Annotated in this window: 12 protein-coding genes; 10 read left to right on the top strand and 2 right to left on the bottom strand. The window is 67.8% G+C overall.

The features are described from left to right. Window positions 1-139 precede the first annotated feature (139 nt). The 6 genes from ACT54L_RS15870 (at window position 140) to ACT54L_RS15845 (ending at window position 5652) form a co-directional block, all read left to right on the top strand. Window positions 140-1501, top strand: coding sequence for an NAD(P)H-dependent oxidoreductase (locus ACT54L_RS15870; protein WP_476086600.1), 1362 nt, complete (start codon window positions 140-142; stop codon window positions 1499-1501). Between the two features lie 82 nt (window positions 1502-1583). Next, complete coding sequence (locus tag ACT54L_RS15865) at window positions 1584-1910, top strand: putative quinol monooxygenase (protein ID WP_476086599.1); 327 nt, start codon at window positions 1584-1586, stop codon at window positions 1908-1910. A gap of 1 nt (window position 1911) precedes the next feature. After that, the gene (locus ACT54L_RS15860) at window positions 1912-2790 is read left to right on the top strand and encodes an NAD(P)-dependent oxidoreductase (protein WP_476086598.1); all 879 of its coding nucleotides are present in this window, start codon (window positions 1912-1914) and stop codon (window positions 2788-2790) included. Window positions 2791-2919: 129 nt separating this feature from the next. After that, the gene (locus ACT54L_RS15855) at window positions 2920-3699 is read left to right on the top strand and encodes a TatD family hydrolase (RefSeq protein ID WP_476086597.1); all 780 of its coding nucleotides are present in this window, start codon (window positions 2920-2922) and stop codon (window positions 3697-3699) included. 15 nt (window positions 3700-3714) lie between these two features. Continuing rightward, a complete protein-coding gene (locus ACT54L_RS15850) occupies window positions 3715-4254 on the top strand; it encodes a CoA-binding protein (RefSeq protein WP_476086596.1) in 540 nt (179 codons plus the stop codon). A 120-nt stretch (window positions 4255-4374) separates the two neighbouring features. Next, a complete protein-coding gene (locus ACT54L_RS15845) occupies window positions 4375-5652 on the top strand; it encodes an O-acetylhomoserine aminocarboxypropyltransferase (protein ID WP_476086595.1) in 1278 nt (425 codons plus the stop codon). Between the two features lie 237 nt (window positions 5653-5889). Here ACT54L_RS15845 and uvrA read toward each other — a convergent pair whose 3' ends face one another. Next, window positions 5890-8949 (bottom strand): excinuclease ABC subunit UvrA, encoded by a 3060-nt coding sequence (uvrA, locus tag ACT54L_RS15840; RefSeq protein WP_476086694.1) that lies wholly within the window; start codon window positions 8947-8949, stop codon window positions 5890-5892. 596 nt (window positions 8950-9545) lie between these two features. Between uvrA and ssb the strand changes: the two genes are divergently transcribed. From ssb to ACT54L_RS15820, 4 genes are all read left to right on the top strand, one after another. Beyond that, window positions 9546-10163, top strand: coding sequence for a single-stranded DNA-binding protein (gene ssb / locus ACT54L_RS15835; RefSeq protein ID WP_476086594.1), 618 nt, complete (start codon window positions 9546-9548; stop codon window positions 10161-10163). Between the two features lie 36 nt (window positions 10164-10199). Continuing rightward, complete coding sequence (locus ACT54L_RS15830; RefSeq protein WP_476086593.1) at window positions 10200-10598, top strand: DUF2306 domain-containing protein; 399 nt, start codon at window positions 10200-10202, stop codon at window positions 10596-10598. Between the two features lie 869 nt (window positions 10599-11467). After that, window positions 11468-14116, top strand: a complete 2649-nt coding sequence (gene gyrA, locus ACT54L_RS15825; RefSeq protein WP_476086592.1) for a DNA gyrase subunit A — start codon at window positions 11468-11470, stop codon at window positions 14114-14116. Further along, window positions 14113-14724, top strand: coding sequence for a LysE family translocator (locus ACT54L_RS15820; protein WP_476086591.1), 612 nt, complete (start codon window positions 14113-14115; stop codon window positions 14722-14724). Before gyrA ends, ACT54L_RS15820 begins: the two co-directional genes overlap by 4 nt. Here ACT54L_RS15820 and ACT54L_RS15815 read toward each other — a convergent pair. Further along, window positions 14645-15610, bottom strand: coding sequence for an AraC family transcriptional regulator (locus ACT54L_RS15815; RefSeq protein ID WP_476086590.1), 966 nt, complete (start codon window positions 15608-15610; stop codon window positions 14645-14647). The two genes, ACT54L_RS15820 and ACT54L_RS15815, sit on opposite strands and share 80 nt — an antisense overlap. Window positions 15611-15747: the final 137 nt, after the last annotated feature.

Here is a 15747-nt window from a genome sequence, read left to right as displayed (position 1 = left end):
CGATCCTGTCGGATTTCTAGATGGTGCTTCACAAAGCCCCCTCCTAGCGTGGCGGTCATCGCGGTGGCGCCCGGCGCCCTAACCGACCGCGCAACGTCGCAGGCGCTTCACGCCCGCTGATTGTCTTGGGAGGACCCTCATGAATCTTCACACTCTGCTGGCCCAGCGGGCCGCTGGCGGAAAGCCCGTGCGCGTGGGCCTCATCGGCGCCGGCAAGTTCGGCTCCATGGTGCTGGCCCAGGCCCAGCGCATTGAGGGCCTGCATGTGGTGGGTGTGGCCGACCTCAATGTGAGCCGCGCCCGCGCCTCCCTGGAACGGGTGGGCTGGCCGGAAGAGCGCTATGCCGCCACCTCCCTGGCCGATGCCTACAAGACCGGCCTGACCTGCGTGCTCGACGATGCCGCCGCGCTGTGCGCCTTCGAGGGCGTCGAGTGCATCATCGAGGCCACCGGCCACCCCATCGCGGGCATCCGTCATGCGCTCGCCGCCATCGAGGCCGGCAAGCATGTGGTGATGGTGAACGTGGAAGCCGACGTGCTGTGCGGCCCCCTTCTGGCCGAGAAGGCCCGCAAGCGCGGCGTGGTTTATTCCATGGCCTATGGCGACCAGCCGGCCATCATCTGCGAACTGGTGGACTGGGCGCGCTCCTGCGGCTTCGAGATCACCTCCGCCGGCAAGGGCATGAATTTCGAGCCGCGCTATCGCTATTCCACCCCGGACACGGTGTGGGGCTATTTCGGCTGGACCGAGGAAGAGGTCGCCAAGGGCGATTTCAACCCCAAGATGTACAATTCCTTCACCGACGGCACCAAGGCGGCCATTGAGATGGCGGCGGTGGCCAATGGCACCGGCCTCGATTGCCCCGATGACGGCCTCGCCTTCCCGCCCACGGGCCTGCATGACCTCGCCCGCGTCTTCCGCCCCGTGGCCGATGGCGGCCGCCTCGCCCGTTCCGGCCTCGTGGACATCGCCGCCAGCCAGGAGCCGGACGGCCGCGAGGTGTTCAACAACATTCGCTATGGCGTGTTCGTGACCTTCAAGGCGACGAGCGAATATACCCGCGCCTGCTTCAAGCAATATGGCCTGCTCACCGATCCCTCGGGCTGGTACGGCTCCATGTGGCGTCCCTTCCACATGATCGGCCTGGAGACCTCCATCTCCGTGCTGTCGGCGGTGCTGCGCAACGAGCCCACCGGCTGCTCCAAGGAGTTCCGGGGCGATGCGGTGGCCACCGCCAAGCGCGACCTGAAGCCGGGCGAATTGCTGGACGGCGAGGGCGGCTATGCGGTGTGGGCCAATGCCATTCCCGCCAGCCGCAGCCTCGGCCTGCGGGCTTTGCCCATCGGCCTTGCCCATAATGTGAAGCTGAAACGCCCGGTCGCCCGCGACCAAATCGTCAGCTTCGACGATGTGGAGATCGAGAACGATCTCGACGTGGTGGCCCTGCGCCGCGCCATGGAAGATGCCACCCGCCCCGTGGCGTCCCGCTCGGCCGCCTGAGGCCGTCCGGCGCTCCATATCTGCCGCCGGCCGTTCGTGCGGCCGGCGGCTTTTCTTTTGGCCCGGTCAAGAGGTCGCAATCATGAGCGAAACGAAACGCCCCTTCGTGGTCATCGCCGAATTCAAGGTGAAGCTTGAACATCTCGACGCCTTCCTGGCGCTGGCGGCGGATGATGCCACCTGCTCGGTCGCGCACGAGCCGGGATGCAGCACCTTCGATGTGTGCGTGTCGCCGGACGATCCCGGCACCGTCCTCTTCTATGAGGTCTACGAGAACCACGCCGCCTTCGACGCCCATCTGGAGACGCCCCATCTCGCCCGCTTCCGCGCCGGCTTTCCCGCGCTGATCGAGGCCGAGCGGCCGGTGCGCTTCCTGGAACGCGCGTGCCGTGGCGCGGGTGGGGCGTGAGATGGCGCGCATCGGATTCATCGGCACCGGCATCATGGGCGGCCCCATGGCCGCCAACCTCGCCTCTGCCGGCCATGAGGTGACCGCCTGGAACCGCTCGCCCGAAAAGGCCGCCCGCCTGCCCGGCGTGCGGGTGGCGGGCACGGCGGGCGGGGCGGCGCGGGGCGCCGACATGGTCATCGTCATGCTCTCCTCCGGCCCGGTCTGCGATGCGGTGCTGCTGGACGAAGGGGGCGTGCTCGCCTCCATGGTGGCGGGATCGAGCCTCGTGGTCATGAGCTCCATCCCGGTGGAAACCGCCCAGGGCCAGGCCCGTGCCGCCGAGGCGCGGGGCATCTTCTATGTGGATGCGCCGGTCTCCGGCGGCGAGAAGGGCGCGAAGGCCGCGAGCCTTGCCATCATGGCGGGGGGCACGGCGGAGGCCTTTGCCCGCGTGGCCCCGGTGCTGGCGGCCATGGGCCGGCCGGTGCATGTGGGGCCGGCGGGGGCGGGGCAATTGTGCAAGCTCATCAACCAGTCCATCGTCGCCTCCACGCTGGTGGCGGTGGCCGAGGCGCTGGTTCTGGCCCGGCAGGGCGGGGCGGACCCGCTGAAGGTGCGCGAGGCCTTGCTGGGCGGCTTTGCCGATTCCACCATCCTCAAGCAGCACGCCTTGCGCATGGCCACCGACGATTTCGTGCCCGGCGGCCCGGCCAAGTACCAGGTGAAGGACACGTCCACGGCGCTCGCCCATGCGGCGACGTTGGGGCTGGACCTGCCCATGCTCAAGCTCACCGATTCCCTCTTCGCCGCCATGGTGGACAAGGGGGAGGGCGACCTCGACCATTCCGGCATCATCCGGGAAGTGGCCCGCGTGAGCGGCGCGCAAGTGGCGGCCTGATCGGGCGGCGCGGGGGCTGGCGCGCGCCGGCCACCGAAACCTGCGGGGGAGGTGGGGGCGAGGGGCGTCCCCGCCTCGACGCCGCCGCCGTGAGGGCCTATGTGAAGGGCCACCGCATCAAGGTTGCCCATGCTCGTCGACAGTCATTGCCATCTGGACTTCCCCGATTTTGCCGCCGAGCGCGACGCCATCGTCGCGCGGGCCGCGGAGGCGGGGGTCTCGCATCTGCTCACCATTTCCACCCGCGTGCGGCGGTTCGACGAGATCCGCGCCATCGCCGAGCGCTATGACAACGTCTTCTGCTCCGTGGGCACCCATCCCCACCAGGCGGCGGAAGAGCCGGATGTGACCGCGCAGGACCTGATCGCCCTGTCCGCCCATCCCAAGGTGGTGGCCATCGGCGAAGTCGGGCTCGACTATCACTACGACACCAGCCCCCGCGCGGCGCAGGCCCACGGCTTCCACACCCATATCGCCGCCTCCCGCGATACCGGCCTGCCGCTCATCATCCATGCCCGCGAGGCGGATGACGACGTGGCGGACATTCTGGAACAGGAAACCGCCAAGGGCGCCTTTCCCTTCGTGCTCCATTGCTTCACGGCGGGGCCGGATCTGGCCCGGCGGGCGCTGGCGCTCGGCGGCTACATCTCCTTTTCGGGGGTCGTGACCTTCAAGAACAGCACCGCCCTGCGGGAGATCGCCGCGAGCGTGCCGGAAGATCGCATGCTGGTGGAGACGGACGCGCCGTTCCTTGCGCCCATCCCCCACCGGGGCAAGCGCAACGAGCCGTCGTTCGTGCGCGAGACCGCCAAGGTGCTGGCCGCCACGCGCGGCGTGAGCCTGGAAGAGCTGGCGGCCCGCACCACGGACAATTTCTTCACTTTGTTCAGCAAGGCGCGCCGCGCCTGACAGGAGGAGGGCGTCATGAATCACGACCGCTATGACGACCGCTATATCCGCGACATCCTCTCGCAGGTGAAGACCGTGGCCGTGGTGGGCGCGAGCCCCAATCCCAGCCGGCCCTCCTTCTTCGTGACCAAGTATCTGGCGGAGCGGGGCTTCGAGGTCTATCCGGTCAATCCCGGCCAGGCGGGCAAGGCCATTGCCGGGCGTACCGTTTATGCGACGCTCGCCGACGTGCCGGTGGCCATCGACATGGTGGACGTGTTCCGCGCGCCGGACCACGTGCCGGCGGTGCTGGACGAGGCCCTGGCCCTCTCGCCTTTGCCCAAGGTGTTCTGGATGCAGCAGGGCGTGCGGCATGACGAAGCCGCCGCCAAGGCCGAGGCGGCGGGGCTGAAGGTGGTGATGGATCGCTGCCCGAAGATTGAATATGGCCGCCTCTCCGGCGAGATTGGCTGGACCGGGGTGAACAGCCGCACCATCTCCGCCAAGCGCCCGCAGCGCCTGGGCGCTGGCGTGCAGCGCCTCTCCCTGAACCGCACGCCGGTGAAGCCGCAATAGCCAAGCGGGGCTTTCGGCGGCGACATCTCCGTGAAATTACGTAATGCACACTTAATCGATGTGTTGACTGGAATTTAACCCCGGCACGGTGCATGATGCCGGGGAACAGGAGGACGTTTCATGACCGACCGCCATCCCGGCTTCGCCACGCTCGCCGTCCATGCGGGCGCCCAGCCCGATCCCACCACCGGCGCCCGCGCGACCCCCATCTACCAGACCACGTCCTTCGTGTTCGACGACGTGGACCACGCGGCCGCCCTGTTCGGCCTCCAGACCTTCGGCAACATCTATACCCGCCTCGGAAACCCCACGAACGCCGTGCTCGAAGAGCGCGTCGCCGCGCTTGAGGGCGGCACGGCGGCGCTGGCGGTGGCCTCGGGCCATGCGGCCCAGCACCTGGTCTTTCACACGCTGCTGACGCCCGGCGACGAGTTCGTCGCCTCCCGCAAGCTCTATGGCGGCTCCATCAACCAGTTCACCCACGCCTTCAAGAGCTTCGGCTGGAACGTGGTGTGGGCCGATCCCGATGACATCGCCAGCTTCGAGCGCGCCATCAGCCCGAAGACCAAGGCCATCTTCGTGGAGAGCATCGCCAATCCCGGCGGCGTGGTCACCGACATCGCGGCCATCTCCAAGGTGGCGAAGGCGGCTGGCGTGCCGCTGATCGTCGACAACACCTTGGCCTCGCCCTATCTGTGGCGGCCCATCGAGCATGGCGCGGACATCGTCATCCATTCCGCCACCAAGTTCCTGGGCGGCCACGGCAATTCCATCGGCGGCGTGATTGTGGACGCGGGCACCTTCAACTGGTCCGCCACCGATCGCTATCCCTTCCTCTCGAAGCCCCGGCCCGAATATCAGGGCATCGTGCTGCACGAGACCTTCGGCAATTTCGCCTTCGCCATTGCCGCCCGGGTGCTCGGCCTGCGCGACCTCGGCCCGGCGCTCTCGCCCTTCAACGCCTTCCTGATCCTCACCGGCATCGAGACCTTGGCCCTGCGCATGAAGCAGCACAGCGCCAATGCGCTGGCCGTGGCGCGCTATCTCTCTACCCATCCGGCGGTGGAATGGGTGAGCTATCCCGGCCTTGAGGGCGACCGCTACCATGCGCTCGCCCAGAAATACCTGCCCAACGGCGCCGGCGCGGTCTTCACCTTCGGCCTGAAGGGCGGCTATGAGGCGGGCGTGAACCTGGTGTCGAAGGTGGAGCTGTTCTCCCACCTCGCCAATATCGGCGACACCCGCTCCCTCATCATCCACCCGGCGTCCACCACCCATCGCCAGCTGACCGACGAGGCCAAGGTCGCCGCCGGTGCCGGCCCGCAGGTGGTGCGCATTTCGGTGGGCATCGAGGATGTGGCCGACATCATCGCCGACCTGGAGCAGGCGCTGGCCTGAGCAGGTCCGGGCGCCCGCTTTCGGGCGGGCGCTGTTTGGTGGTGTTCCGAAGGATTTCGAGGGCGCGGACAGCAACCGCGCCCTTCCCCCCTCACGCCGCAGTGCCCGGGCTTGTCCCGGGCATTTTCATTGGGCGCGTGCCCATGTTGAGCCCTTCCCGGACATTCCCCGTGGATGGCCGGGACAAGCCCGGCCATCCACGGGGAGGGCCCTCTCAGAGACGAACGGCAGAGCCGGTTATTCTGCCGCCGTGCGGCGGGTGCGGCGGGTGGCGCCGCGCGTGGGGGTGTCTTCGGCGGCCTCATCCTCTTCAGCCGCGGGTGCGGCGGGTTTAACCATCGGCTTTGCGGTGGATTTGGCCGTCGACTTGGCCGTGGGCTGACCCCCAGCCACCTTCCGCCGCCCACCCCGAGCGACGGGGGCCACCTCATCCGCATCCGACGCCACCGCCGGCTTGTGCGGCCGGCGGGCCAGCACCTCGGCGAGGAAACGCCCGGTATGGGAGCGGGGATTGGCGGCAATCTCTTCCGGCGTGCCGCAGGCGACGATCTCGCCGCCGCCATCTCCGCCCTCAGGGCCGAGGTCCACCACCCAGTCGGCGGTCTTGATGACATCGAGATTGTGCTCGATGACCGCGATGGTGTTCCCCTGCTCCACCAGTTCGTGCAGCACTTCCAAGAGCTTGGACACGTCGTGGAAGTGCAGGCCGGTGGTGGGCTCGTCCAGGATATAGAGCGTGCGGCCGGTGGCGCGCTTGGAGAGTTCCTTGGCGAGCTTCACCCGCTGCGCCTCGCCGCCGGACAGGGTGGTGGCCTGCTGGCCGACCTTGATATAGCCGAGCCCCACCCGCGCCAGCGTCTCCAGCTTCTCGCGCACGGAAGGCACCGCCTTGAAGAAGGCCGCGCCCTCATCCACCGTCATGTCCAGCACATCGGCGATGGACTTGTCCTTGAAGGTGACTTCCAGCGTCTCGCGATTGTAGCGCTTGCCCTTGCAGACATCGCAGGTGACGTAGACATCCGGCAGGAAGTGCATCTCGATCTTGATGACGCCGTCGCCCTGGCAGGCCTCGCACCGCCCGCCCTTCACATTGAAGGAGAAGCGCCCGGCCCCATAGCCCCGCGCCTTCGCCTCGGGGAGCCCGGCGAACCATTCCCGAATGGGGGTGAAGGCCCCCGTATAGGTGGCGGGGTTGGAGCGCGGGGTGCGGCCGATGGGCGATTGGTCGATGTCGATCACCTTGTCCAGGTGCTCCAGCCCTTCCAGGCGGTCGAAGGGGGCGGGGGCCTCGGAGGCATTGTTCAGCCGCCGCGCCACCGCCTTGTAGAGCGTGTCGATGAGCAGCGTGGACTTGCCGCCGCCCGACACGCCGGTGACGCAGGTGAACAGGCCGAGTGGCACCTCGGCGGTGACGTTCTTCAAATTGTTGCCCCGCGCGCCGACGAGCTTCAATTGCCGCTTGGGGTTCGGCTTGCGCCGCGCCGGCACGCCCACGGCGAGGGCGCCGGTGAGATACTTGCCCGTCAGCGAGGCCGGGTCCGCCATGATCTCCGCCGGCGTGCCCTTGGACACGATCTTTCCGCCATGGATGCCGGCGCCGGGGCCCACATCCACCACATAATCGGCGGCGAGGATGGCATCCTCGTCATGCTCCACCACGATGACGGTATTGCCGAGGTCCCGCAGGCGCTTGAGCGTTTCGAGCAGCCGCACATTGTCCCGCTGGTGCAGGCCGATGGAGGGCTCGTCCAGCACATAGAGCACGCCCGACAGGCCAGAGCCGATCTGCGAGGCCAGCCGAATGCGCTGGCTCTCGCCGCCGGACAGGGTGCCGGAGGAGCGGGCCAAGGTGAGATATTCCAGCCCCACATCCATGAGGAAGCGCAGCCGCTCGCGGATCTCCTTGAGGATGCGCACCGCGATTTCGTTCTGCTTGGCATTGAGCGCGGCGGGCAGGGCCTCGAACCAATCGTGCGCCGCCTTCACGGAGAGCACGCCCACTTCGCCAATATGCCGATGGCCCACCTTCACCGCCAGCGCCTCGGGCTTGAGGCGATAGCCGGTGCAGACGGCGCAGGGGACGGTGGAGAAATATTTGGAGATTTCCTCCCGCGCCCAGTCGCTGTCGGTCTCCTTCCAGCGCCGGTCCAGGTTGCGCACGATGCCCTCGAAGGTCTTCGAGGTCTCATAAGCGCGCAGGCCGTCATCATAGCGGAAGGTGATGTGCTCCTCGCCGGAGCCATAGAGGATGACGTCCCTGGCCTTTTCCGGCAGCTCGGCAAAGGGCGTGGTGAGCTTGAAGCCGTAATGCTTGGCGAGCGCGTCCAGGGTCTGCCCATAATAGGGCGAGGTGCTCTTGGCCCAGGGGGCGATGGCGCCCTGCTTCAGGGAGCGGGCCTTGTCCGGGACCACGAGATCGGGATCGATGGTCTGCTCCACGCCGAGGCCGTCGCAGGCCGGGCAGGCGCCGAAGGGGTTGTTGAAGGAGAAGAGCCGCGGCTCGATCTCGGGAATGGTGAAGCCGGAGACCGGGCAGGCGAATTTTTCCGAAAACAGGATGCGCCGGGGCGACCCGTCGGCGTCCTTCTCATCGGCAAACTCCAGCACCGCGATGCCATCGGCAAGGCCAAGCGCCGTCTCGAAGCTGTCGGCAAGGCGGGTGGCGATGTCCGGGCGTACCACCACACGGTCCACCACCACGTCGATGTCGTGCTTGAATTTCTTGTCGAGGGCCGGGGCTTCGGCGATCTCGTGGAAGGTGCCGTCGATCTTGACCCGCTGGAAGCCCTTCTTGAGGAACTCCGCCAGTTCCTTGCGATACTCGCCCTTGCGCCCGCGCACCACGGGCGCCAGCAGATAGAGCCGCGTGCCCTCGGGCAAGGCGAGCGTGCGGTCCACCATCTGCGAGACGGTCTGGCTCTCGATGGGCAGGCCCGTGGCGGGGGAATAGGGGATGCCGGTGCGCGCCCAGAGGAGGCGCATATAGTCATAGATCTCGGTGACCGTGCCCACCGTGGAGCGCGGATTCTTGGAGGTGGTCTTCTGCTCGATGGAGATGGCGGGGGACAGGCCGTCGATCTGGTCCACGTCCGGCTTCTGCATCATCTCCAGGAACTGGCGGGCATATGCCGAAAGGCTCTCCACATAGCGCCTTTGGCCTTCCGCATAGATGGTGTCGAAGGCGAGCGATGACTTGCCCGAGCCGGACAGGCCCGTGAACACGACGAGGCTGTCGCGCGGCACGTCCAGGTCCACGTTCTTCAGATTGTGCTCCCGCGCCCCGCGCACGGACAGCATCCGCGCATCGCGACGCTCCCGCGACGCGGGCAGGGAGGAGGGGGAAGCGGAAGCAGGATCGGTCATGGATGCGGGCTCGGACTTGTGGCGCAGGCCGGGCGCCGGACCGGGGGGAGACAGAGCAGGCCGACGACCGCGCCGCGCCCCATTACGCGCCCCAACCCGGCGGAGATCACCGGGGGGAGGGGCCGGACGGGCACGGGAAGGCGCAGCGACATGGCTCGCATGTCCTATCTAAGAGCAAGCGCTTCGGGAACAAGGGTGCAGTGCGAAAGGAAGCCTCCCTAGAGCGCGATCCGATGAATCGATCCGATCGGTGAATCGCCCTGCTCACCCCTTTGATCGAGAAAGCGCGGCGGACGATCCGATCAAAAGACACCCGGCGCCCTGCGACTCTCCCCTTGCAACGCGGTTCGGCGAACTATAGAACATATAGAGAACGCAGAGGGAAGGGGCCGGCGGCCTTTTTGGTGGACAAAGGCTTTGCGCGCCTTCCCCGGCGGGTTTTGCGCTGTAGGGTGCATGCGCGTCCGCGAAGGCGGGCCTCGCGCCCGGCGCGTGCGGATGCAATCGGGAACGGACGGCGGAGGAAAAAGATGGCCGGCAGCGTCAACAAGGTGATCCTGGTCGGCAATCTCGGCCGCGACCCGGAGGTGCGCGCCTTCCAGAATGGCGGGCGGGTGTGCAATCTGCGCATCGCCACGTCGGAAACCTGGCGCGACAAGGCGTCGGGCGAGCGGCGCGAGCGCACGGAATGGCACTCGGTGGCCATTTTCAACGAGAATCTGGTGGGCGTGGCCGAGCGGTTCCTGAAGAAGGGCTCCAAAGTCTATATCGAGGGCCAGCTGGAGACCCGCAAGGCCACCGACAATCAGGGCCAGGAGCGCTATTTCACCGAAGTGGTGCTGCGCCCCTATCGCGGCGAACTCACCCTTCTGGACGGCCGCAGCGGCGGCGGGTCCGAGGGCGGCGATGATTATGGCGGCGGTTCTGACTTCGGCGCCTCTGGCCCCATGAGCGGCGGCGGTGGTAGCGGATTTGGCGGCGGCGGGGGTGGCGGCAGCTTTGGCGGCGGCGGTGGCAGCGGGGGTGGCTTCGGCGGCGGCGGTGGAGCGCGCCGTGGCGGCGGCTCCTCCGGTGGCGGGTCCGGTGGGGGCGGCTTTGGTGGCGGTGGTCGGCCCTCCGACGACATGGACGACGAAATCCCGTTCTGAGAAGGCAGCACGCATCGGTGTGCGCGGGGAGGGGAAATGACGCTGGAGCCACTCCTGTCCGCCTCCCCAGCCATCCAGGTGCATGCCTTCGCCGCGCTGGCGGCGTTGGGGCTCGGCGCGGTGCAGCTGAGCCTGTCCAAGGGCGATCCGCGCCACCGCCTCATGGGCTGGGCCTGGGTCGCGCTCATGGGGGTGGTGGCGGGTTCCTCCCTGCTGATCCACGAATTGCGGGTCTGGGGGCCCTGGAGCCCCATTCATCTGCTCTCGGTCTGGGTGCTCGTCGCGCTGCCCCTGGCGGTGCTTGCGGCGCGGCGGCACCAGGTGAGCCGGCACGGGCGCACAATGCGCCATCTCTTCCTGTTCGCGCTGGTGGCGGCGGGGCTCTTCACCTTCTGGCCGGGCCGCATCATGCATGCGGTGGTCTTCGGCACCTGACCGCGCGGACGGCGTGCGGCGGTGTCCCGGCGCTCCTGTGCCCGGCATATGCGGGCGAGGCCGCTTCCCGCCGGACCGCGCCTCGGGAAGCCTCGCCTCGCCAGCATGACCTCGGCGAGCCTAACCCCGCCCGCTTCACCGCCCCTCGCCTTCCTTGCCTTGCCTCCCCTTGCCTCCCCTTGTCTGAGCAGGTTTGGCGTGCGATCCGCTCGCCGCGAAGCCCTCGAAGCCCTCGAAGCCCTCGAAGCCCTCGAAGCCCTCGGAGTGGAGGACAGGGCGCCTTCACTCTGCGGCCACGCGCAAGCACCGAGCCCATGGCCCGGGAGGCCGCTCCCTGGGCCCGGAGCCGGTGCCAGGCCGGTCCGCCCTGAGCGGGCCGTCGCGATCTGACCCGTCTGCCCGCCCCAGAACATTCCCGACCCTCCCGACCCTCCCGGAACCGTACCGCGGCCCGCTCTGCGGCCCGAACTTTCCGCCCGCAAACGGTGCTGCGCGCGGGGCGGCCAAGCCCGTCTCCGCGTGGCCTGGCGCATCGGGACAAGCCGTTCCGCCACCGTCCTGTCGCACCACGCGCACCGGCCCGTCGGGTCGGTTGGCGCGGCCGGAGGGGCAGCTTGCCGCAATGTCGCCCGAAAGCGCCGGATCGGCGCGGCTAATCTATTGAAATATCAAGATAAAATAACCGCGAAAGGCGCCGGTTTCGCTGGAGTTTCACGGCTGAATCAGGTAAAAGCTGCAACAGCTGTGCATCATGTGAGATTTGTCTCTTGGCTGAAAACGAGACTCCGAAGCAGGGCGGTGATCTGCCCTCGGACATCCGGCCCGTATCCATTACCGAAGAACTGTCGCGGTCTTATCTCGACTACGCGATGAGCGTGATCGTCGCGCGCGCTCTTCCGGACGTGCGGGACGGACTGAAGCCGGTGCATCGCCGCATCCTGTTCTCCATGCATGAGAACGGATACGAGTGGAACAAGTCCTATCGTAAGTCGGCCCGCGTGGTCGGCGACGTCATCGGTAAATACCATCCCCACGGCGACCAGTCGGTCTATGAGGCCCTGGTGCGCATGGCGCAGCCCTTCTCCATGCGGGTGCCGCTGGTGGATGGCCAAGGCAATTTCGGCTCGGTGGACGGCGACCCGCCGGCGGCCATGCGCTACACCGAGGTGCGCCTGGAAAAAGTCACCCAGTCGCTGCTGGACGATTTGGACAAGGAAACCGTCGACTACCAGGACAATTACGACGGCAGCGAGCACGAGCCCGTCGTCCTGCCGGCCAAGTTCCCGAACCTGCTGGTGAATGGCGCCGGCGGCATTGCGGTGGGCATGGCCACCAACATCCCGCCGCACAATCTGGGCGAGGTGATCGACGGGGCGGTGGCGCTCATCGACGACCCGACCTTGCTGCCGGAAGCGCTCATCGAGCATATTCCCGGCCCCGATTTCCCCACCGGCGGCCTCATTCTCGGCCGCGCCGGCATCCGCCAGGCCTATCTGACCGGCCGCGGCTCCATGGTGGTGCGGGCCAAGGTGACGATCGAGACGATCCGCAAGGAGCGCGAGGCGATCATCATCACCGAGATCCCCTACCAGGTGAACAAGGCCTCGATGATCGAGAAGATCGCCGAGCTGGTGCGCGACAAGCGCCTGGAGGGGATCGCCGAGATCCGCGACGAATCCGACCGCGAAGGCATGCGGGTGGTGATCGAGGTGAAGCGCGACGCCCAGGCGGACGTGGTGCTCAACAACCTCTATCGCATGACGCCGCTCCAGTCGTCCTTCGGCGCCAATATGGTGGCGCTGTCCGGCGGGAAGCCGGCGGTGATGACCATCCATGACATGCTCACCGCCTTCATCGCCTTCCGGGAAGAGGTGGTGAGCCGGCGAACTAAATTCCTCCTGCGCAAGGCGCGCGACCGCGCCCATGTGCTGGTGGGCCTTGCCATCGCCGTGGCGAACATCGATGAAATCATTCGCCTTATTCGTACCGCGCCCGACCCGGCCGCGGCGCGCGAGGCGCTCATGTCGCGCGATTGGCCGGCTAAGGATGTCGAGTCGCTGATCGCTCTCATCGCCGATCCCCGCCATGTGGTCTCGGCGGACGGCACCTATCGCCTGTCCAACGAGCAGGCCCGCGCCATCCTGGACCTGCGCCTCCAGCGCCTCACCGCCCTGGGTCGCGACGAGATTGCCGACGAGTTGGACAAGCTGGCGGTGGAAATCGCCAATTACCTTGAAATCCTGGCGAGCCGCGCCCGCATCCAGGCCATCGTTCGTGAGGAGCTGCTGGCTATCAAGGCCGAGTTCGGCACCCCCCGCCGCACCGAGCTGGTGGAAGGCTATGGCGACCTCGACGACGAGGACCTGATCCAGCGCGAGGAGATGGTGGTCACCGTCTCCCATGCGGGCTACGTGAAGCGCGTGCCGCTCTCCACCTACCGGGCACAGCGCCGGGGCGGCAAGGGCCGCTCGGCCATGCAGACCCGCGAGGAGGATTTCGTCACCCGCCTGTTCGTGGCCTCCACCCACGCCCCGGTGCTGTTCTTCTCGTCCAAGGGGCAGGTCTACAAGCTCAAGGTTTATCGCCTGCCCGCCGCCGCCCCCCAGGCCCGCGGCAAGGCGCTCATCAACATCCTGCCGCTGGATCCGGACGAGCGCATCACCTCCATCGTCCCGCTGCCGGAGGATGCGGAGGAGCATGCCCGCTGGCAGATCCTGTTCGCCACCACGGGCGGCACGGTGCGGCGGAACGAATTGGCCGATTTCAGCCAGGTGAACCGCAACGGCAAGATCGCCATGAAGCTGGAGGAGGGCGAGTCCATCGCCTCGGTCCAGCTGTGCACCGAGAATGACGATGTGCTGCTGACCACGGCGGAAGGCGCCTGCATCCGCTTCCCGGTCACCGATGTGCGCGTCTTCAAGGGCCGCGATTCCGTCGGCGTACGCGGCATCCGGCTAGAGGAGGGCGACACCGTCATCTCCATGGCCGTCATCGGCCATTCCGACGCCAGCGCCGAGGAGCGCTCCTCTTATCTGAAGGCCGCCAATGCGGTGCGCCGGGGCGGCGAGGATGTCTCCGGCGAGAGCGACGGCGAGGAAGTGGTGGCCGATGCCGCCCTCTCCACCGAGCGCTATGCGGAAATGAGCGCCCGCGAGCAGTTCATCCTGACCCTGTCGGAGAACGGCTACGGCAAGCGCACCTCGTCCTACGAGTATCGCGTCACCGGCCGTGGCGGTAAGGGCATCGTTGCCATGGCGGTGAACGAGCGCAATGGCCGGCTGGTGGCCTCCTTCCCGGTGGAGGACACGGACCAGATCATGCTGGTCACCAATGGCGGTCAGCTCATCCGCTGCCCGGTGGATGGCATCCGCGTGGTGGGCCGCGCCAGCCAAGGCGTCATCGTCTTCAACACCGCGTCGGGTGAGCGGGTGGTCTCCGTTGAGCATATCAGCGAGGACAGCGCCGCCGAGGAGGGAGATCTGGGCGGCGAGGCGGGCGAGGGAGACGCCGAGGCATGATCTCCGCCGAGAGCCTCGCGATCTTCGTGCTGGCCTGCCTGGCGCTGGGCGCGACGCCGGGGCCCAATGTGGCCCTCATCGTCGGCACCAGCCTCAAGCACGGCCGGCGCGCGGGGCTTCTCACCGCCACCGGGGTGAATGTGGGGCTGGTGCTCCAGCTCGCCTTCGTGGCGGCGGGGCTGGCTTGGGTGGTGGAGGTCTTCTCCCGTCATTTCGACCTGGTGCGCTATATGGGCGCGGCCTATCTCATCTGGCTTGCCATCGCCCAGTGGCGGGCGGCGGGGCAGGAGCGGGCGGAAGCCGTGCCCACGGGCCGCGCCGCCTTCTCGCGCGGGCTGGCGGTGGCCTTCGCCAATCCCAAGACGCTGCTGTTCCACGCGGCCTTCCTGCCGCAATTTGTCACCAACCCCACCGATCCGGTGCCGCAGATCGCGCTGCTGGCCGCCATCTTCGCGGTGATCGCCCTGGTGGGTGACATGCTGTGGGCGGTGGTGGCGGATCGCGCCCGCACCGCGCTCACCGGCCGCTTCACGGCGATGGCAGACCGGGTGTCGGCGGTGATCCTGGCGGGAGGCGCCGCGCTCCTGCTGGCGGCCGGACGCCGCTGAAATCCTCCATGTGCGGACGGGTGGTTAGGTCCCGGCCGGGCGGGGCGCCGAACAGGCGGGCATAGTCGCGGGTGAAGTGGGACACGCTCTCATAGCCCACGTCGAACGCGGCCTCGGCAATGGCGAGGCCCTCCCCATGCAGCCGCCGCCGCGCCTCCACCAGGCGCAGCCGCTTCTGGAACTGGAGCGGCGAAAGCGAGGTCACCGCCTTGAAGTGGGCGTGGAAGGACGACACGCTCATACCCGCCACCTCGGCCAGCTCGTCCACCGGCAAGGTCCGGGCATAGTCCGCGCGCAGCACGGCCACCGCACGGGAAATGCGCGCCGCATGGCTGTCCGGCAGGCTCAATTGGCTGAGCATGGCGCCGTGGGGGCCACGCAGCAGCCAATAATGGAGTTCGCGCAGGATGGAGGGGCGCAGCACCGCGAGGGCATCGGGCGTCTCGATGAGGCGCACCAGCCGGGCGACGCAGTCCTGCACGGCGGCTTGTGTCTGCGCCACCGCCACCCGCGCCGTCCGCTGCGCCGCCGGCACCGCCGCCATCTCGCCCATCAGGTCCTTGAGCAGGGCAAGATCGATGCCGAGGGCCACCGCCAGATAGGGCTCGGTCGGGCTCGCCTGCCGCACCCGGCCGGAGACGGCAAGGTCCGTGCCCACGATCAGCGTCTCCCCGGCCTTGAAGGACCAGGTGTCCATGCCCGAGGTCACGTCCTTCGCCCCTTGGAGAACCAGGCAAAGCAGGGGACGATAGAGGGCGTGCACATAGGGGGTGGGCGAGCGGGCGCAGGCAAAGCCGATGCCCTCCACATCCGCCAGATGCAGCCCCTCGGGCGCCGGCAGGCCGGCGGTATATCGGGTTGCGGCGGCGCGCAGATCGTCACTCATGGCGGCAGTCTCCTCCGGCGGACCGAGGGTCTGGCCGGGCAGGGGAAACCATAACCCATCGCGCGCAGGGGGGAAGCGGGTTTGGAGAAATGGGCAAGACTTCGCCAGCATCCGGCAAGAGCGGCTGGGGGCTGGGC

It is taken from the genome of Aquabacter sp. DMC10, assembly GCF_056314145.1.
Note: the sequence above shows the minus strand (reverse complement) of the source record. Positions and strands in the feature narration are given on the sequence as shown.